The sequence below is a fragment of the Duganella sp. CF517 genome, from assembly GCF_900110275.1.
Lineage (GTDB): Bacteria > Pseudomonadota > Gammaproteobacteria > Burkholderiales > Burkholderiaceae_D > Rugamonas.
In genome coordinates, this window is the sequence record NZ_FODC01000002.1 from 372,540 (window position 1) to 393,414 (window position 20,875).

Annotated in this window: 11 protein-coding genes; all 11 read right to left on the reverse strand. The window is 64.5% G+C overall.

Annotated elements, in window-relative coordinates; genetic code table 11:
* Window positions 1-11: 11 nt before the first annotated feature.
* Window positions 12-1,613, reverse strand: a complete 1,602-nt coding sequence (locus BMX85_RS08770) for a GH35 family beta-galactosidase (protein ID WP_229210357.1) — start codon at window positions 1,611-1,613, stop codon at window positions 12-14.
* 66 nt (window positions 1,614-1,679) lie between these two features.
* Window positions 1,680-4,688 carry a TonB-dependent receptor gene (locus tag BMX85_RS08775; protein ID WP_090315931.1) on the reverse strand — a complete coding sequence of 1,003 codons (3,009 nt, stop codon included), beginning with the start codon at window positions 4,686-4,688 and terminating at the stop codon, window positions 1,680-1,682.
* 437 nt (window positions 4,689-5,125) lie between these two features.
* Window positions 5,126-6,268: a sugar ABC transporter permease gene (locus BMX85_RS08780; protein ID WP_090315934.1), complete on the reverse strand. Its 1,143-nt coding sequence runs from the start codon at window positions 6,266-6,268 to the stop codon at window positions 5,126-5,128.
* A 19-nt stretch (window positions 6,269-6,287) separates the two neighbouring features.
* Window positions 6,288-7,814, reverse strand: coding sequence for a D-xylose ABC transporter ATP-binding protein (gene xylG / locus BMX85_RS08785; protein WP_090315937.1), 1,527 nt, complete (start codon window positions 7,812-7,814; stop codon window positions 6,288-6,290).
* A gap of 132 nt (window positions 7,815-7,946) precedes the next feature.
* Window positions 7,947-8,954, reverse strand: a complete 1,008-nt coding sequence (gene xylF / locus BMX85_RS08790; RefSeq protein ID WP_090315940.1) for a D-xylose ABC transporter substrate-binding protein — start codon at window positions 8,952-8,954, stop codon at window positions 7,947-7,949.
* A gap of 163 nt (window positions 8,955-9,117) precedes the next feature.
* Window positions 9,118-10,908: an IlvD/Edd family dehydratase gene (locus BMX85_RS08795; RefSeq protein WP_255372378.1), complete on the reverse strand. Its 1,791-nt coding sequence runs from the start codon at window positions 10,906-10,908 to the stop codon at window positions 9,118-9,120.
* 4 nt (window positions 10,909-10,912) lie between these two features.
* Window positions 10,913-12,880, reverse strand: a complete 1,968-nt coding sequence (locus BMX85_RS31485; protein ID WP_307172929.1) for a D-xylose 1-dehydrogenase — start codon at window positions 12,878-12,880, stop codon at window positions 10,913-10,915.
* Window positions 12,881-13,036: 156 nt separating this feature from the next.
* Entirely contained in the window at window positions 13,037-14,260 is a 1,224-nt protein-coding gene (locus tag BMX85_RS08805) for a XylR family transcriptional regulator (protein ID WP_090317610.1), read from the reverse strand.
* Between the two features lie 138 nt (window positions 14,261-14,398).
* Window positions 14,399-17,809, reverse strand: coding sequence for a GDSL-type esterase/lipase family protein (locus BMX85_RS08810; RefSeq protein WP_090315946.1), 3,411 nt, complete (start codon window positions 17,807-17,809; stop codon window positions 14,399-14,401).
* Between the two features lie 133 nt (window positions 17,810-17,942).
* Window positions 17,943-19,589, reverse strand: coding sequence for a glycoside hydrolase family 43 protein (locus tag BMX85_RS08815; RefSeq protein ID WP_090315949.1), 1,647 nt, complete (start codon window positions 19,587-19,589; stop codon window positions 17,943-17,945).
* Window positions 19,586-20,869, reverse strand: a complete 1,284-nt coding sequence (locus BMX85_RS08820; protein ID WP_229210358.1) for an MFS transporter — start codon at window positions 20,867-20,869, stop codon at window positions 19,586-19,588. The genes BMX85_RS08815 and BMX85_RS08820 overlap by 4 nt, the downstream gene beginning before the upstream one ends.
* Between the last annotated feature and the right edge of the window lie 6 nt (window positions 20,870-20,875).

Genomic DNA, 20,875 nt, shown 5'->3' on the forward strand with positions numbered 1-20,875 from the left:
GTTTTTTTTACTCAGTACGTACCGACTTTGACCTTCAACACCACCGGCTTGCCGGTCAAATTGAGGCCGTAATCCGTCTGGTCGCCGTTCCAGTTACGCTCCATGATCCATTTACCGGATGGATCATAATAGCCCTCTTCGACGCGCGCCCACATGGTTGGTTTGCCGTCCGCGTTGTCGATCTTCACACGCGCATGCTGGCCGACGATGATGAACTCATTGTCGGCGATCTGCGCGATCGCCACGCCACCGTTGGGCTTATCGGTGCCGGCCGGCAGATCCTTCACTTCCTTGAAATACTCACGTTCGCCGAACTGCCATTCGCGGAACGAGATCGTGCCCTTCCAACCCTTCATCGCGATGGTCTGCGGCGCGCGGTCGTCGCCTTCGGCCACGCCGTAGGTGCGGCCCTCGAAAGCCCACTTGGACCACTGGCGCTCCATCGGGCGGAACGCCGAGTAGATTTTGCCATACGGTTCAACCATGGTCTTGTCGGTGGCCTTGTGACCGAGCGGGAAATTGCTGTAGTCCGCGTAGTCGATGCCGAACGGCGAGAAGTTGATCGCGCCCCGGCCGAGCACCAGATAGGCATAGCGCACGTATTCGGCGGCGTTGCTCATCTCCGGCACGGCAAGCGGGTTATCCGGACGCTGGAACTTGTCGAGCGTGGCGGCGAACTTCTTCGAATCCGGGCTGTAGATGTCCGGCGCGGCGAAGTCGATCGCCGGCGCGGCGGCCTTGTAGATGTCGATCACGTCGAAGGTCGGGCCGCCGCTGGCGAAGTTCTTGTTCCACGGCTTGACGGGCTCCTCGAGCGGATCTCGGACCGAGTTATTCACGTACATCGGCAGGTTGTACACCGCGCGTCCCGCCTTGGCGATCTCGCCGATGTAGCTGGCGACCGAATACGCGTGGAAGTACTCGTCGGCGTAGTCGCCGTAGACCTGTTTCCAGGTGCCGCTGGCGGCCAGCGCCACCGGCGATTTTTTACGCTTCAACACAGCCTCGGGCACCGGCGCGTTGAACGCCGCCTCCGCCTTTGGCGCGTAGTCGCGCGCGTAGCCGTACGTGCCCACCTCGTTCTCGACCTGCATCATGATGACGGTGCGATGGGCCTCGTCGATTTTTTTGATGTGCGTCATCAGCGCGACGAAGGCCTTCTTGTCGGCCTTGAGCGTTTCCTCGCCTTGCGGCGACAGGCAGTAAATCGGCTTGCCTTCCTTGTCCAGCATGCGCGGGAAGCGGGCGTTGTCGAACTTGACCCACTCCGGCGCGTAATTGGCGCCGGTGTTTTTCCAGGTGCCGAACCACAGCAGCACCAGGCGCACCTTGTTCTTGCGCGCCTGGGCCACCAGCGTGTCGACGTAGCTGAAATCGAACTTGCCTTCCACTTGCTCGATCTGTTCCCATGCGACCGGGATCTCGAGCGTGTTGGCGTTCATGTCCTTGATCGCCGCCCACACCTTGTTCAGCGCGAGCGGGTAGTTACTCGAATTCTGCGCCTGGCCGCCGAACATGACAAAAGGCGCGCCGTCCACCATCAAGGCGTGACGGCCGTCCTTTTGCACCAGTTCGGGGATGGGCGCGGCCGCCGCGCCAGCTGCGGCCAACATAACGAAACCAAGAGAGCTTACAAGCTGGCGGGCGGTAATCTTCATGCGGTCTAGCCTTTCGTCGTATTAGAACTGATAGCGCAGTTGCGCGGTATAGCGGCGGCCCGTGACGAACCACGCGCGGCCGTTCATGCCGGTGGTTTGCTGCATCAGCTGCTTGAACTTCGCGTCGGTCAGGTTCTGCGCCTCCAGGCCCAGCGACATGTTTTCGCTGATCTTGTAGTTGATCGAACCGTCGAGCTGACCGTAAGCGTCGGCCCAGGTAGGCAGACCCCAGACGATGTTACGCGCACCCGGCGTGGCGCTGGCCGGATTGGTATCCACGCCATCGGTGCCCTTGGTGCCGTTGACGTTCACGCCCTGCAGGCTCTTCGAACGCCAGTTGTACGCGAGGCGGCTCGAGAACGGACCCTGGTCGTAGATCAGCGCGATGTTGTACGACTGGCGCGACAGGTTCTCCAGCGGCAGGTTGCCGAAGGTGCGGCCGTTGGTGTCGCAACCGTTGATGTTCAGGTTGACGTTGGCGGCGGACGAATCGCTGCTGCAGTATTCCGAGAACACGTTGTTGTACAACTTACGCTTGCTGTCGACGAACGTGAAGTTCGCCTGCATGCCCAGGCCGGACAACAGGCCTGGCAGCTTGTCGAAGGTCTGCTGGTAGGCCAGCTCGAAGCCGCGCGCGTGGCCGCGGGCACCGTTGATCGGACCGGTGGCCGAGAAGTTGCGCAGCGTGCCGCTGGTGTCGGCCAGCGAGAAGTTGTAGGTCTGGTTGACGACGATGTCTTTCAGGCGCTTGTTGAACACCGCCAGCGTGAGCGAACCAACCGGCGAGAAGTACCATTCGGCCGTCAGGTCGAGCTGCTTGGAGGTGGTCGGCATCAGGTTCGGGTTTCCCGAGGCGGTGCCGCTCAAGCTGACGCCCGAAACGTTGGTCACGCCGTTGACGGTGGTGGTGTTGTAGCCGGTCGACAGCGTGGTGTATGCCTGCAGCCTGTCGTAGTCGGGACGCGAGAGAGCCGACGCGAAAGCGAAGCGGAACTGCAGCTTGTCGGTGGCCTTCAGGCGCAGGTTCAGGCTAGGCAGGAAGTTGTGGTAGCGGTTCTCGTAGGTCTCGGCCTGCGAGTAGGCGGCGATCACCGGGATCGTCTCGCCGGTATAGGAACCCGGCGCCGGCTGGTTGTTCGGCGGCGTGTACACCGTGTAGCCGGCCGCTTTCGAGTTCGTCCTCACGTAGCGCAGACCGACGTTGCCGTCGATTGGATATTTCAGCTCATCCCAGCCGAAGCGCAGCTGGCCGTAGGCGGCCTGGGTCTTCTCGCTTTGCTCGTTGGTGCCGGCCGGATCGCTGCCGAAGGTGGCCGCTTTCCACGGGGTGCAGGTGCCCGGCTGCGCGCACAGCATCTCGTGGTACTTGTGCAGTTCGGCGTAGCTGTTCGGATAACCGGCCGACGTCGAAATGGCCGGGATGATCAGCGACGGCATGTTCATTTTGCCGTTGAAGAAGTTATCGAAGTGCTTGATGGTGGTGTTGCCGGCGAAGCGCGGATCGCTCAGGAACGCCTCGGACGTGATCTGGCCGGCTCCGCTGCCGACCTGCCATGGCGCCGAGATCGCGGCCCAGTTGTAGTCCGGGTTGGACTTCTGCGTCACCGCGTCGCGGTCGGTCAGGCGCACGCCGAAACGGACGTCGCGCAGCACCGGATTGTCGAACGCGTAGGTGGCGTCGGTGCGCCATGCGGTTTCCTTGCCCTTGCTGCGGTCCAGGTGCTCCTGGGTGAAGTTCCAGTAGTTGTTGGCCGGGTTGAGCAGCGCGGCGCGGTCGGCGTCGTTGAAGATCAGGTTCGGCAGCGATCCGGTCAGGTCCAGCTTCTGCGACGGCATCTTGACGGCCGTGGCCACGGTCGAATCGAGGCTGTCGGTGTTGGCGCGGATGCGCTGCACATCGGTGCTGACGGTCCAGGCGTCGCTTGGACGCCAGCGCAGGTTCCACGAGATGTCGGTGGTGTCCGAATTGCGGGTCGCCGTGCGGTTGTCGTTGCCGAAGTCGATGCCTCCGGTCGAGTTCAGGGTGCCGGACATGAAGCGCCCGCTGCCATCATAGACGCCGTTGGTCACGCTCAGGTTCGCCGGATTGGCGGCCGAGAAGATCGCCTGTTCGTCCCAGGTCATCTTGTACTTCGACTTGAAGTAGGTCAGCGAGCTGCTCAAGGTGCTGTCCAGCTTCCACTGCAAGGCGCCGTACGCGCCTTCGCGCTTGCGGTTGAATTCCAGGGTGCGCCACTGCGCGCCCTTCGGCACGTAGACGGTCTTGCCATTGGCGTCGGTGGTCGGGAAGTACGGCTCGACCTGCAGCGCGTCGGTGCGGGTGCCGCTTTCCGAGGAGGCCAGGTCGACCAGCACGCCCACTTCGCCGATCGGGGTTTTCCAGCGGTTCGACACCAGGCCGGAATACGACGGCGACTTCTTGCCCTTCTTCAGTTCCGAATAGGTGGTCTCCGCGGACAAGGCGCCATGGAAGCCCTTGAAGTCGAACGGCATCGCGGTGCGCAGGTTGACCAGGCCACCGATGCCGCCTTCGGTCTGTTCGGCCGACGGGTTCTTATAGATGTCGACGCCGGCCAGCAGCTCCGGCGGCACGTCGCCGAAGTTGAGCGAGCGGCCGCCGTTGGCGGAGAACGAGTCGCGGCCGTTCAATTCCGAGCGCACGTAGCTCAGGCCACGGATCGATACGCCCGAACCTTCGACCGAGAAGTGCTCCGGATCGCTCTTGGACATGGTGCGGTCGATGGTCACGCCGGCGACGCGTTGCAGCACCTCGGTCACCGAGCGGTCCGGCAGCTTGCCGATGTCGTCGGAGGCGATCGAATCGACCACCTCGTCGGAATTCTGCTTGATCTTCTGGGCCGACTGCAGCGCCGCGCGCTGGCCGGTGATCACCACCGCCACCGGCTCGGCGGCCGGCGTGGTGGCCGGCGTCGCAGGCGCCGGGGTGGTCTGCGCGTGCGAAGCACTGCTGGCCATCATCGCCATTTGGGCCAGGCCCAAAGCGATTGCTGTTTTTTTAAATTGTTTCATGTTATGCTCTCCAAAAGGTATATGAATTTTTCATAGCTCTAAGGCTATTTGTTATTGGTGCTTTTCAGGGGCGCTGAGGACCAGCCTGGGGTCGATGATTACGGACGCGGGACGAACAACGCCCGCAGGCGCCATAAGGCGCGGTTCTTTGATCTTCATGGATACGTCTCGCTCTTAGATATTTTTTTTCGTTCTGGCTTAACTGGCAGGGTGCCAAGGCCACACGATGATATGCAAACATTTTGCAAGTTACGCAAAAGTGTGGCAATTGCGAAATTCACCAAGCGGCGGAATGATAATCCGCAAGCGTCCGCACGTCCGCACGCCCCCGCCGGCCTGCCCGCAGCCAATCCCGCAGAAAAACAACGGCCGTAAACGACAACGCGGCCCGTCGTTGCGGGCCGCGTGTCGGTGAAACTGGACTCAGCTATTCAAACTCAACGGCGGCCCGAGCGCGTCGCCACATCGACCCACACCGCCAACGTCAGGATGCAGCCCTTGACGATCATCTGCCAGTAGGTATCGACGTCCAGCATCGACATGCCGTTATCCAGGCTGGCCATCACCAGCGCGCCGATCAACGCGCCGTACACGGTGCCCGAGCCGCCGCGCATCGAGGTGCCGCCGATGAAGCAGGCGGCGATCGCATCGAGCTCGCCCGAGGTGCCGGCCGACGGCGAACCTGCCGCCAGGCGGGCGGTGTTGATCAGGCCAGCCAGGGCGCACATCAAACCCATGATCCCGAAGATCCACAGCTTGACGGCCTGCACGTTGACGCCGGAAAGACGGGTCGCCTCCATGTTGCTGCCCACCGCGTAGATGCGGCGGCCGAACACCGTTTGCGTGGCGACGTAGCTGAACACACCGAGCAACGCGAGCAGCAGCAGGACCGGCAGCGGAATGCCCTCGTAGCTGTTCAAGGTGCGCACGAACGCGAACAGCACCACGCCGATCGCCGCCAGGCGCAGGCCGTCGCGCCACATCGGCGGCACCGGCAGGCCGTGGCGCGCCAGGCTCGCGCGCTGGCGCCAGGTCAGCACGGCGCCCAGGATGAACAGGCCGACGCCCAGCACCACGCCCATTTGCGGCGACAGGTAGCCCTGGCCCAGGTGCACCAGCGGCTCGGACACCGGCGCCACCGTCACGCCGTCGGTCACGCCCAGCACGATGCCGCGATAGGCCAGCATGCCGCCCAGGCCCACGATGAAGGACGGTATGTGCTTATAAGCCGTCAGGTAGCCGTTGAACAGGCCAAGCACCAGGCCACATGCCAGCACCACCGCGACGGTGGCCGGCAGCGGCAGGTGGTGCGTGACGTCGAGCACCGCCGCCACCCCGCCCAGAAGGCCGAGCAGCGAGCCGACCGACAGGTCGATCTCGCCGGCGATGATGACGAAGGCCATGCCGCAGGCGACGATGCCGGTGACGGCCATCTGGCGCATCAGGTTCGACAGGTTGCGCGGCGAGATGAAGCCGCCCTCCGTCTTCCAGCTGAAGAAAGCCCAGATGATGGCGATGGCGATCAGCAGCGCGAGGATCTTGTACTGCGTGAAGAGCTGTTTGAGATTTATGGTTTTCATGGAGTTCACAGATAAGTCATCACGAATGATCGAGTGCCGCCGACAGCAGCGTTTCCTGGCTCAGGTCCTGGTTGACGAAATCGCCGCGCAGCTTACCCTCGCCCATCACCAGCACGCGGTCGGACACGCCCAGCACTTCGGCCAGCTCGGACGACACCATGATGATGGAGACGCCCTGGCTGGCCAGGTCCAGCATCAGTTTGTAGATTTCGAACTTGGCGCCGACGTCGACGCCGCGCGTCGGCTCGTCGAGGATCAGCACTTTGGGGCGCGTCAGCAGCATCTTCGACAGCACCGCCTTCTGCTGGTTGCCGCCCGAGAGCGACGTGATCGACAGGAACGGGCTGGCCGTCTTCAGGCCGAGCCGCGCGATCTCCTCGCTGACCACCTTCAGTTCCGCCTCGCGGTCGATGCGGGTGAACTTGGCGAAGCGCCCCAGCACCGACAAGGTGATGTTCTGGCCGACGTCCAGGTCGCGCACGATGCCGTGCTGCTTGCGGTCCTCCGGCACCAGCGCCAGGCCGGCGCGGATCGCCTTGAGCGGCGTGCTGGTGTCGATTTTGACGCCGTTGAGCCACACCTCGGCTTCCGAGCGGCCCGGATAGGCGCCGAACAACGCCGACACCAGCTCCGTGCGGCCGGCGCCGACCAGGCCCGCGATGCCGAGGATCTCGCCGCGGCGCAGCGCGAAGGAGACATTGTCGACCTTGCGGCGCTCCGGCTTCTCGACGTCGTAGCAAATCACGTTGCGCGCCTCGAACACGATGTCCTCGCTCGGCGCGCGTTCCAGGGTCGGATACAGCTGGTTCATCTCGCGGCCGACCATCTGCGCGATGATCTGCTTGACGTCCATCTTGTCCATCGGCGTGGTGGCGATGTGCTGGCCGTCGCGGATGACGACGATGGTGTCGCAGATCGCCTCGACCTCGTCGAGCTTGTGCGAGATGTAGACGCAGGCGACGCCCTTGGCCTTGAGGCCGCGGATGATATTGAGCAGCACCTGGATCTCGGAGGTCGTCAGCGACGACGACGGCTCGTCCAGGATCAGCAGGCGCGCGTTCTTGTTGAGCGCCTTGGCGATCTCGATCAGCTGCTGGTGGCCGCCGCCGTAGTTCGACACCGGCAGCACCACGTTGACGTCGTGCAGGTTCAGTTCTTTCAGCAGCGCCTCGGCGCGCTGGTTCATGGCCGAATAATCCATGCGCCCGCCCGGCAAGGTGATCTCGTTGCCGAGGAACAGATTCTCGGTGACGGACAGCTCGGGCACCAGCATCAGTTCCTGGTGGATGATGACGACGCCGGCGGCCTCGCTCTCGCGGATCGACTGCGCGCGCAGCGGCTTGCCGTCGAAGAGGATCTCGCCGTCCCAGGTGCCGTGCGGGTAGACGGCGGACAGCACTTTCATCAGGGTCGACTTGCCGGCGCCGTTCTCGCCGCACAAGCCGATGCACTCACCGGCCCGCACTTGCAGGTCGATGCCGTCGAGCGCCGGAACACCGCCAAATTTTTTGACGATGCCCTTCATTTCTAGCAAATAGCCGGACATACTGGTTCTCGCAGAGGTGGTGGAACTCGCCACGCGCAAGCCGCCGCGCGATCGGCGCAACGGGGCGTGGCGAAAGACAGTGCGAACGCACGGCGGGGCGTGGACGACGCCCCGGTCTTCATGAAGCGGCGATTACTTCGCAGCCGCGAGTTGGGCCTTGGTATAGAAGCCATCGGCAACGACGACATCCATATTCGCCTTGGTCAGCATGGTCGGCTTCAGCAGCAGCGTGTCGACTTGTTTGAAGCCGTTCTGGTACTGCGAGTTGAAGGCCGGCTTCTCGCCGCGCACCAGTTGAACCGACAGCTTGGCCGCCTCGGTGGCGATCAGCTTGAGCGGCTTGTAGACGGTCATGGTCTGGGTGCCGGCGATGACGCGGCGCACGCCGGCCAGATCGGCGTCCTGGCCGGAGACGGCCACTTTGCCGTCCAGCTTTTGCGAAGCCAGCGCCTGGATCGCGCCGCCGGCGGTGGCATCGTTGGAGGCGACCACCGCATCGAGCTTGTTGCCGTTGGCGGTCAGCGCGTTTTCGACGATGGACATCGCCTCGGCCGGATTCCAGTCCTTGACCCACTGCTTGCCGACCACTTTGATGTCGCCCTTGTCGATCAGCGGCTGCAGCACCTTTAGCTGGCCTTCGCGCAGCATCTTGGCGTTGTTGTCGGTCGGGGCGCCGCCCAGCAGGTAGTAGTTACCCTTTGGTTTGACGGCGACCACGCCCTGCGCCTGCATTTCGCCGACAGCCTTGTTGTCGAACGAGATGTAGGCGTCGATGTCGGCGTTGAGGATCAGGCGGTCGTACGAGACAACCTTGATCTTGGCCTTCTTGGCTTCCTTGACGGCGTTGTTCAGCACCGTGGCGTTGTACGGAACGATGACGAGCACGTCGACGCCGCGCGAGATCAGGTTTTCGATCTGGGCGATCTGGCGCTGCTCGCTGGCGTCGGCCGACTGCACGAAGACTTTGGCGCCCTGCTTTTCAGCGGCGGCGACGAAGTAGTCGCGATCGCGCGCCCAGCGCTCGAGGCGCAGGTCGTCGATGGAAAAGCCGATCTTGGGATTCTTGGCGTCCGCCATGGCGTTACCGCCGGCGCATACCATCATGACCGCGATGGCGGCCGCACTCAATATTTTCTTCATTTGTTTCGTCTCCTGATTCGAATGCCGTTTTGCCTGACACAGGCCCTACATTTCTAGCTCGTTACCGTACAGGTCTATGCCCATTTTTACAGATTTTCGCAGGGCGGATTAGGCACCGCCGTAATCCGCCATGAGCCGCCATGAGCCGCCAGCGGCGTCACCTTCAATGATTATGCCGCGCCGGATTATCCGCCACGCCACGGTATGGTACAGCCAGTTCCATGCAAGCGCCGCTTTCCATCTGCCCCACGGTGCTGCGGTAGATTTCCTGCCACGGCGTCTGGCTGGCCGGGATGGCCGGCAGCGCGCCCTTCTTGCGTTCTTCCCACTCGGCCTGCGGCACCAGCGCGTCGCAGGTGCCGGCGTTCAGGTCGACGCGGATCATGTCGCCGGTGCGCAGCCATGCCAGGCCGCCACCGACGGCGCTCTCCGGCGACGCGTTCAGGATCGACGGGCTGTCCGAGGTGCCGGACTGGCGGCCGTCGCCCAAGGTCGGCAGCCAGTTGATGCCACGCTTGACCAGCGCGTCCGGCGGTTGCATGTTCACCACCTCGGCCGAACCGGGCCAGCCCACCGGACCGGCGCCGCGAATCACCAGGATGCAGTCCTCGTCGATGTTCAGCGCCGGATCGTTGATGCGGTTGTGGTAATCGGTCGAACCGTCGAACACCACGGCGCGCGACTCGAAGATGTTCTCCTGGCCCGGCTTGCTCAGATAACGCTCGCGGAAGGCCGGCGAAATCACGCTGGTCTTCATGATGGCGAAGTCGAACAGGTTGCCCTTCAAGACGAAGAAACCGGCATCTTCTTTCAACGGTGCGTTGAACGGGAAGATCACTTCGCGGTCGTGCGTTTCCTTGCCGGCCAGGTTGTCGCGCATGGTGCGGCCGGTGACGGTGGCGCGTTCCGAGCGCAGCATGCCCTGCTGCTCCAGCTCCCACATCACGGCCGGCACGCCGCCCGCGCGGTGGAACCGCTCGCCCAGGAATTTACCGGCGGGCTGCATGTTCAGCAGCAGCGGCACCTTGTGGCCGTATTCCATCCAGTCGCTCGAATGCAGCTCGACGCCGGCGTGGCGCGCCATCGCGACGATGTGCTGCTGCGCGTTGGTCGAACCGCCGATGGCGGCGTTGACGACGATCGCGTCGAGGAAGGCGTCGCGGTTCAGGATCGACGAAGGCTTGATGTCCAGCTTTGCCATCTCGACGATGCGGCGGCCGGTTTCATACGCCATCTGGCCGCGCTCGCGGTACGGCGCGGGAATCGCCGAGCAGCCGGTCAGCGACATGCCCAGCGCCTCGGCGATGGCGTTCATCGTCGATGCCGTGCCCATGGTGTTGCAGTGTCCCGCCGACGGCGCCGACGCGGCGGCGATCTGCAGGAACTTCTCGTTGTCGATGGTGCCGGCAGCCAGCTGGCGGCGGCCCTTCCAGATCGCCGCGCCGGAACCTGCCAGCTCGCCTTCGAACCAGCCGTCCAGCATCGGGCCGCCGGACAGCACGATGGCGGGAATATCCACCGTCGACGCGGCCATGATCTGCGAAGGCGTGGTCTTGTCGCAGCCGGTGGTCAGGACCACGGCGTCGATCGGATAGCCGTGCAGGATCTCGACCAGGCCCATATAGGCTAGGTTGCGGTCGATCGCCGCCGTCGGACGGCGGCAGTTCTCGAAGATCGGATGCAGCGGGAATTCCATCGCGATGCCGCCGGCGTCGCGGATGCCGTCGCGCACGCGCTTGGCCAGTTCCAGATGGATGCGGTTGCACGGGCTGATGTCGCTGCCGCTTTGGGCGATGCCGATGATCGGCCGGCCCGAGCGCAGTTCTTCCGGCGTGATCCCGTAGTTCATGAAGCGCTCCAGATAGAGCGCGGTCATGTCGATGTGGTCTGGATTGTCGAACCAGTCTTGCGAGCGGTAGCGGCGTGGCTGCTGGTTGTTCATGTCATTACCCATATCTTTATGCGCCGTACCAGCCGGCGTCGACGAAGTATTCGCGACCGGAGCAGGCCGAGGCGCTGTCCGAGGAAAGGAACAGCGTTATCGCCGCCACGTCGTCCACTTGCACGCGCTTTTTCAGGCACTGGCCGGCCAGGATGCGGGCTTCCTCGTCCGGCGTGTGCCACAGCGCTTCCTGGCGCGGCGTGCGTACGCCACCAGGGATAATGCAATTGACACGGATATTATCAGGTCCGAGATCGCGCGCAAGGCCACGGGTCATGCCCTCGATGGCGGCTTTGGCCATCATGTACAAGGTCAGGTCCGGCAGCGCCAGGTGCCACGAGATCGAACCGAAGTTCAGGATCACGCCGCCGCCCTGCTCGCGCATGCCCTGCGCGACGGCCTTGGCGCAGAAATATTGGTGGCGCAGGTTGACCGCCATGCGGCCTTCCCAGTATGCCGGCGTGACGTCGGCCAGGTTGTGGCGGTCGTCGTTGGCGGCGTTGTTGATCAGGATATCGACGGTGCCGATGTCGGCGAAGGTCTTGGCCAGCACATCGAGGTTGGTCAGGTCGCAGTGCAGGTACTTCGGCGGCACCGGCAAGGTCGACAAGGTCTGCTCCAGCGCGCGCGAGTCGGCTTCGGCGATATCGAGGAAGGTCACGCGGGCGCCCTGGCGCGCATACGCCTCGACGATGCCGGCGCCGATGCCGCTGCCGCCGCCGGTGACGACCACGCGCTTGCCGGCCAGGCTAGGATAGATCGCCTGTTCCGGCTTGGTCTGCGCGGCCGGCTTGGCGGCCACCGTGGCGGAAACGGCAGCGGAAGCGCGGGCGCGGTTCATCAGCGCGCGCACGCCGTAGGTCCATGGTGCGATCTGGTCGCTGCGCTGCACGTGGTTGACCAGCGCGCCCAGCGAAGGCGTCGAGATGCTGACACGGTCGCCCAGGTGGTGGGTGAAACCGCCGCCGACGGCGTCGCGGTCTTTGATCGGCGAGAACATCGTACCGAGGAACAGCATGAAGCCGTCCGGGTACTGGTGGTGGCGGCCGCACACCTGGCTGACCAGGTCCAGCGGATCGCGGCTGATTTCGCGCATGCGGCTGGCGCCGGCCAGACGGAAATCGTCGTCCTGGCCTTCGATCAGCATGCTCACTTCCGCGTTGCGGATGGTGTCGATGGTGAAGTGTTCGTCGAACAGGCGGATGAACGGGCCGATCGCGCACGAACCGTTGTTGTCCTTGGCTTTACCGAGCAACAGCGCGCTGCGGCCTTCGATGTCGCGCAGGTTGACGTCGTTGCCCAGGGTGGCGCCGAGCACCTTGGCCTGGCTGTTGACGGCCAGGACGATCTCCGGCTCCGGGTTGTTCCACTTCGAATCAGGATGCAGGCCGACGTCGGCGCCCACGCCGACAGCGGACATCGGCTGCGACTTGGAGAACACCTCGGCGTCCGGGCCGATACCGACTTCCATGTACGGCGACCACAGGCCGCGCTCGATCAGGTCGGCCTTCAGCTTGGCCGCCTCCGGCGAACCGGGACGGATGGCCGACAGGTCGGAACCGATGATGGTCTGGATTTCGGCGCGCAGCGCGTTGGCGCGCGACGGATCGCCGGCGGCCTGCTCTTCGATCACGCGTTCCAGCAGGCTGACCGCGAAGGTCACGCCGCAAGCCTTGATCGCCTGCAGGTCGCAAGGGGCCAGCAGGCGCGGGATGCCGTCGTCGGCGGAGCCGCCGATGGCGTTCTCCAACAAGGCCTGCACGGGGCCGAGCGATTCGCCGGGAGCGGAACGGGCCACTTCCAGCGCGTCGTCGCGCTCCAGCAAATCGGACATGGTCGGGGCGTGGCCGGTGATGTCGAACACCTCGCCGTTGCGTACGGCGACCACACATGGTCCGTTGATGACGCCATTGCGCCACACACGTCCCACCAGCACTGCGCGGCTCACATCGTCCGGCAGCATCGAATTTATATTATTTTCCAAGGTCTCTCTCTCCAAGCAGGCTAGCAAACTGCGTGGGAGATTTTCACCTTATTCAGGGGTGGGGGCAATTATGAAAACCGCCAAGCACGGTCATGATTTACGCGTAATTTGGTCAATTACGTTAAACCCGGGCGGCGCGGCGCCGACCGGCCCAATTCAGGCGACGCTGCGCAAGGCCGGCGGCGCGCCCTCCGGCGCGGCCGCCGCTTCCGGGCATTTGAGCATGCGGTCCTGGTAGGCGCGCGGGGTGCAACCCAGCTCGCGCTTGAACACCGCGTGCATGTACTGGACGGAGGTGAAGCCGCACGTCAGCGCCACCTCGGCGATGCTGCTGTCGCCGCGCGCCAGGCGCTCGGTGGCCGCGTCAAGCTTGAAGCGCAAAATCACATCGTGCACGCTGCAATCGAGCTCCTGGCGGAAGTACGACTCCAGCGACGAACGCGAAATGCCGACATATTCGGCCACCTGGTGGGTCTTGATGCCCTGGCAGGCGTACTGGCGGATGAAATGGCGCGCGCGCATCACGTGCGGATGCTTGGGCGCCTCGTGGCGGGTGGAAGTCTGGACGTTGATGCCGACCGGCGGCACCATCACGCGCGTGCCCTGCAGGCGCACGCCGTGCAGCATCTGGTCCAGCAGGTGGGCGGCGGTGCGGCCCATCTCCTGGGCGCCCTGGATCACGGAACTGAGGGGGATGCGGGTGAGCATGCGCGCCAGCGGATCGTTGTCGATGCCGATCAGCGCCACCTGCTCCGGCACCTCGATATTGGCCATGATGCACGCTTGCAGCAGCTGGCGCGCGCGGGCGTCGGTGACGGCGATGATGCCGACCGGCTTGGGCAGGCTGTGCAGCCATTTGATCTGCTGTTCGACCGCCTCGTCCCACGAGGCGGCGCTGGTGCCCAGGCCGCGATAGATCTGCGGCTCCATCTTGTCGTCGGCCATCAGCTTGCGGAAGGCGGTCTCGCGCTCCTGCGCCCAGCGGTTTTCCTGCGCCTCCGGCAGGCTGAACATGGCGAAATGGCGCAGCCCGGCCTCGATTAGATGATCGTGGGCAAGTTTAATCAGTTTGAAGTTGTCGGTCGCGACGTAGGGCACGCCGCTCGGGTAGTTGCTCTCGCTGGCGTAGGAGCCGCCCACGGCCACCACCGGGATGCGGGTGCGCGCGAGCGCGGCGGCCACGGCCGGATCGTCGAAGTCGGCGATGATGCCGTCGCCCTGCCAATGTTCGATACCGGGCAGGCGCAGGCGGAAGTCTTCCTCCAGGAACAAGTCCCAGGAGGCGCGGGTGCTGCTTAAATGCGCGGCAATACCGGCGATGACTTCGCGGTCAAAAATCTTGTTTGCGTTAAATAACAGCGCAATACGGTGGGACTTCATCGGCATCTTCAACTACCTCAATCGGAAACGGCACGTCTCATCGCACCCTCTCGCGGATGCGATTTGTATTGTGGCATGATTCCGTCACGATTTAGATGAAAAAGACGTTCCCGTCCGTAAATGAAGCCATCTATTCGGCTATTTTTCTCCTGTCAGAGGGGTAGGTTTCCCAAATACGATGCCTCGGCCGGCCGTACTCATGAAAACGATGCCAAAAGTGTTAAGGTCACCGATAACGAATTGGGCATCGCCCGGACCGCCGTATTGATGATCGTCGTCATTAATACGTAGCCAGGTGGCGCCGTCGCCCTTCTCGATGTCGGTCGAGCGGAACACGCCGCGCACGCCGCCGACGGTGCCCCATATATAGACGGCGGGATAATTGGCGCCCGGCGCCGCCTTGCCGAAGCCGACCGCCGCCGCGTAGCTGACGCCCGGCAGCTTGGTAAAGCGCTTGCCGGCATCGGTCGAACGGGCCAGGCCGCCGTCGTATTGCGGCACCCAGATGTCGCCCTCGCGGCCCGGCGCCGCGCGCAGCACCGCGCGCGTGCGCTTGGCCGACGCCAGCGCGCCGGCCGGGGCGAAACTGGCGCCACCGTCAGTGCTCACCAGTACATGGTCGCCGCCGATGGCGTAAAACTTCCTGGCGTCGACCGGATCGGCCACCGGACGGGCGCCGCCCAGGCCCTGGACCGGGTTCCAGCTGTCGCCGCCGTTGGTGCTGACGTAGCTGGTCTCCGATTTCTCCGGGCTGTGCACGATCGTCTTGCCGTCGGCGCTGAGCGCCAGCTGGCCTTTCGTGCCGTGCATGGACGCGGTTTTTTTCCAGCTCACGCCCATGTCGTTGGAGATGTACATCGCGCTGCCGGCGCGGGCCACCACGTTGGGATTGCCGGCCGCGTAGTCCAGACCCCAGGTCGTGCCCATGGTCGGCGTGTGGATCGGCGAATACCTGGTCGGATCGGTGTGGCGGAAGCCATCGTAGTCGCCGATGGCCGAAATCACCGGGCCGCCGGGAATGCTGACCAGGTTGAGCGGCACCGATTCCTCCAGCCCCTCGTCCTCGAACTTCCAGATCGCCGGCGCGGCGTTGATGTCGGTCGAATTGAAGATGCCGTTGCCGGAGACGACCATCAGCTTCCTGGTGTCGAAGGGATCGAATTCCACGCTGGCCGCCCAGTGTATGAAGCTGCCGGCGATCCAGCTGACGCCATTGGCGTCGATCTTCACGCCCTGGTCGACGATGCTCTTCCAGCTCTTGCCGCCGTCGAGCGTCTCGAAGAACTGGTCGCGGATCGCGTTGGTGTGGTTGCGGTAGTAGCTGATGGTGGTGACCACCATGCGCTTGGGATTACCCGGATCGACGGTGATGCCGGCATAGGCGCGGTTCAGCGGCGGCGAGATATCGGCCCACTTCTTCGCGGCGATATCGTACTGCCACACGCCGCCCTCCTCCAGGCCTTCGCCGTGGGCGACGTCGCCCCACGGACCGGCGCCCTTGGCGAACGTCACCACCAGCTTGCCGCCGGCCAGCACGGCGCGGTGCGGCATCAGCCTGGACGGGCCGCCCGCCATCGCGCTGAAGGTTTTCCCGGCGTCCTCGGACACATACATATTGGCGCCGTCCTTGCCGAAGCGCGAGATACCGGCGAACAGGCGCTGCGTGGCGCCGTCCTTGACGCTGGACGGGTCGAGCACGACCAGGCTCACGCCGTTCTTGTTGACCGGCGTGGTGGTCACGTCCAGGCCATCGAGGCGGCGCCAGGTCATGCCCTCGTCGACGCTCTTGAACATGCCGTTGGCGCGCGTGCCGATGTACAGGACCTTGCCGTCGGCCGGATCGACCTGCAGCTTCTCGCCGTTGCCGCGCCCCATGCCGTTGCCATGCACCTTGAACTGGCTGGTGACGTCGATCTTGGTGAAGGTTTTGCCGTAGTCGCTCGATTTCAGGATCGCGCTGGCGCCGCCGTTCAGGTACTCGATACCGGTCGACATATACACCCGGCCCGGCGTGGTCGGATCGATGGCGATCGACTCCACGCCCAGCAGGCCGGTCTCGCGGTCGGACACCCAGTCCATCAGCGCGATCCAGCGCTTGTTCGGCGCGTCCCAGCGGTAGGCGCCGCCGACGTCGGTGCGCAGGTAGATCAGGTCTTTCTCGGTTTTGCTGGTGATGATGCCGGAGACGAAACCGCTGCCGCCGATGGCCACCGGCTGCCATGCATAAGGCACGCCCGCATCCCCCGCCGCCGGCATCAGCTTTTTCAGCTCCGGCGCCAGCGCCTTGGCCCATATCTCATAGCCCTTCTCGTTCGGATGCAGCAGGTCCGGCATGATGTCGGTCGACAGCGTGCCGTCCGGCGCCAGGAACTGTTGGTTGAAATCGGCGAAAAACACCTTCTGGTTGTCGGCGTAGCCGGCGATGATGGCGTTGACCTTGTTGTTGATTTCGCGCAGAGGGTCGTTCGGCTTTTCGCCGCGCGGGAAGATCGCCAGCAGCAGGATCCTGGTGTCCGGCAGGCGGCGCCGCAGCTCCTCGATATTGCGCTTGATGCCGGCGGCCGTGGTCTTGGGCTCCTCCTGGCGGTGGCCGGTGTTATTGGTGCCGAACATCAGCACCGCGACCTTGGGCGCGATGCCATCGACCTCGCCATGCTGAAGGCGCCACAGCACATTCTCGGTGCGGTCGCCGCCGAAGCCCAGCGCCAGGCCGTTCATCGGCTTGTAATAGCGATCCCAGACCGGCGCCCCCTCCTTCTCCCAGCCCTGGGTGATGGAGTCGCCGATGAAGACGATCTGGCTGTTAGCGCCCATCGCCTTGACTTGCGCCAGCTTGTCCTCGTGGCGTTTGGTCCACCAGCCGATCGACCACGATTCATTGAGCTTGTCCGGCGTGACCGACACGGTGCGGTAGTCGGGACAGCTGGCGTTCGGCTTGCCGGTCTTGAGGATCTTGACGTTGGCGATGGCCACCTCGCCGGTGCCGGTGCCTTCCAGCGCGAACGGCCGCGCCACTTTGCTGAAGTCGTCGCCGTCGCGCGCGAAGCAGCTCATGGCGAACGCCACGCGCCGCCAGCCCTTGCCCGCCGCCTCGCGGCCCGGCAGCACATAGGGCACGCTGCGCTCGCACTTGTCGCCGCAGCCGACCTTGAAATTGATGCCGCCGTTGCCGAGCTCCTTGACGTTGACGTCCAGCGCCAGCACGCCCTTGGCCATGTACGGCCGCAGGTCGAGCGGCTGCTTGCCGCCGTCGATGCGCAGGCCCGCGTACCAGGTGTCCTTCCATTGCAGGGTCAGCGCGTCGTCGGCCTGCTTCATGCCGGACTTGCTGACGCTCACGCTACCGTTGGGCGACTTGTTCGCCGGTGCAATGACGGCGCTGGCGCCGTCGAGCATTTTTTGCGTTTCGAAATCGGCGACGGCCGGCTGCAAGGCGCCCGACGGGCGGCCGTTATAAATATTGAGTTCGTTGGTCGGCGCGGCTGCGCCTGCCTGGGCCGCGCAGGCGAGCGCGATGGCGGCGTAGGCACGCCGATGGGTGATGGTCATTAAGCTGTCTCGTGGAGATGGTATTTTCCAGCTATTCTGCAAGCAGCGCCGAGCCGCCGCAATTGCGAAAATCACCAAGCGGGCGAATGATATTGGGCCCGGCGCCGGAGCGCCACGGGCTACGACCGTCGGCTCACCCGCACGCCAGCCGCATCGCATCGATGCAATACGCCCGCTCGCGGTACGCGAAGTAATCGAAGTCGGCGTGCAGCCCCGTGCCGGCCATGTCCTGGCACGCCATGCCGACGAACGCCCCGGTGAAGTTGGGCTGGCCGGGCGCGTTGGCCTCGTCCGACAGGATGCTGGCGTCGAACTGCTGCGTCAGCCACTGCCAGTCGCCGTCCGCGATCCGGTAGCCGAAGTACAACCGCTCCTCGTCGACCTCCACGCGCAGGGCCACCGGCGCGCCGGACGGCAGCGCGATCGGCGCCGTGAAGGTGTCCGTCTGCACATGGTTGGGCAGGCTCGTCATCACCCGCAAGTGCTTGCCGAGCGCCTCGTCGTGTGTGATGTGCAGATAGTGGAACTTGGCGCCGCCGTAATAGCAGACCAGCCCCGCCTGCTGCTGGTAATGTTCCGGCTCGAAATCGACCACGGTCGAGGCGCTGTAGCAGTGGGACTGCTGGCGGCGCGCGACCAGTGCCTGACGGAACTGGCTGCCGAGGCTCTCGCGGCCGAACAGACGCAAATACCCCGGCCGCTCGGTCAGGCTGAACAGCTCCTCCGGCCACGGCGAGCGCAGCCACTGGAACGCCAGCGGCAATTGCGGCGCGTCGAAATCCTCGCGGACCGGCTCGACGGGCCAGGGATGCGGCGGCAAGCCCGGCGCGGCGGCCACGCGCTGCGCCGTCCCCAGACCGTCGACCGTGCGCAGCCAGCCATCGTCGCCCCACACCACCGGCTGGATCGCGGTCTCGCGCCCCAGCGTGCAGGTGCCGCGATTGCGCAGCGGCCGGCCGCACAGGTACACCATATAAGTCTGGCCGTCCTGCGTGTCGACCAGATCGGCGTGGCCGGCCCGCTGCAAGCCGGCGTCGGGCCGGTGGCGGGAACTGAGGATGGTCTGGTCCGGATGCAACTCATACGGCCCATGCAGATCGCGCGCCCGCGCCATCGTCACGCCATGGTTCCAGCCGGTGCCGCCCTCGGCGGTCAACAGATAGTAATAGCCGTCGCGCTTGTACAAGTGCGGCGCCTCCGTCAACCCGTGCGCTGTGCCTTGGAAGATGTTTTCGCGCCGGCCGATCAGGCGCCGCTGCGCCACCGAATATTCCTGCGCCACGATGCCGGCGAAACGGTTGCCGCCCGGCCGGTGGTCCCACAGCTGGTTGAGTAAATACTTGCGGCCGTCGTCGTCATGGAACAGCGACGGATCGAAGCCGCTGCTGTTCAGATGAACCGGATCGGACCATGGGCCGTCGATGGCCGGACTGGTGACCAGGTAGTTATGGAAGTCGCGCAGCGATGCGCTGCCCGCGGCGCCACCGGTGGAGGTGCGGCCGTAGCGCTTGACGTCGGTGTAGATCAGCCAGAACAAACCATCCGCGTAAGTCAGGCATGGCGCCCACACGCCGCAGGAATCCGGCGCGCCCAGCATGTTGAGCTGGCTGGCGCGGGTGAGTGGACGGCCCAGCAGGCGCCAGTTGACCAGGTCGCGCGAATGGTGGATCTGCACGCCCGGATACCATTCGAAGGTGGACGTGGCGATGTAATAGTCGTCCTCCACCCGCACGATGGACGGATCGGGATTGAAGCCGGGGAGGATGGGATTCTGGATCATGCTGGTTGGGTGGTGAGGGGTTGTTGGATCGTCGGCGCCGGTTCGCGCACCAGCGTCCACAACAGCACAGCGGCGACCAGGTCGAGCACCGCCAGCGTGACAAAGAACGGCGTGTAGCCGACGCTGGCCATCAGGCCGCCGATCAGCAACGAGAAAATCAACAGGCCCAGGTTGCCGAAGGTGCCGCACATGCCGGCCACCGTCGCCACTTCGTTGCGTTTGAACAGATCGGACGACATCGTGATGACGGTGACGGACAAGGTCTGATGCGCGAAGCCGGCCAGGCTGAGCAAGGCGATGGCGGCGTAGGGACTGTCGACGAAGCCGACGAACGCCACGCCCATCATCATGCAGGCGCCCAGGGTGAAGGCGCCGCGCCGCGCGTTGATCAGGCGCACACCGCGCTTTTGCAGCGCCAGCACCACCAGCGGCCCGAACATGCAGCCAAGGTCGGCGGCCAGGAACGGCAGCCAGGCGAACATGGCGATCTGCGCCAGGTCGAAATGGCGCACCGTGGTCAGATACAGCGGCACCCAAAACGACAGCGTACCCCAGGCCGGGTCGGCCAGGAAGCGCGGCAGCGCGATGCCCCAGAAATTGCGCATCTTGAGGATGCTAACGATGGATGGCCGCTTGCCGTCGCCTTCCAGATGCTTTTCCTGGCCGGCGGCGATATGCTCCTTCTCGGCGGCCGACAGGCGGCGGTGGCGGGCCGGCGCGTCGTACAGCAGCAGCCAGGCCGCCACCCACACCAGGCCCAGCGCGCCGGTGATCACGAACGCGGACTGCCAGTTGTAATACAGGATGGCCCACACCACCAGCGGCGGCGCCAGCATCGAGCCGAACGAGGCGCCGATATTGAAGATGCCGCCCGCCAGCCCGCGCTCCTTGGCCGGGAACCATTCGGACACGGCCTTCATGCCGGCCGGATTGGCCGAGCCCTCCGCCAGCCCCAGCAAGGCGCGCAGCGCGGCCAGGGTCTGCCAGTTGGTGGCCATGCCGTGCATCATGCAAATGACCGACCAGGCGGCGGCGAACATGGCGAAGCCGTACTTCAGGCCGATCACATCGAGGATGTAGCCGCATACGGGCTGCAACATGATCGCGCCCTGGAAGGCGGCCGTGATGTACGAGTATTCCTTGGTGGTGATGCCGAGCTCGGTGAGCAAGGTGGGCGCCGCCACCGCCAACGTGCTGCGCGTCAGGTAGTTGATGACAGCGCCCAGCATGATCAGACTGATCATCCACCAGCGTAATCCCTTGATCTTGGACAAAGACATGTTTGC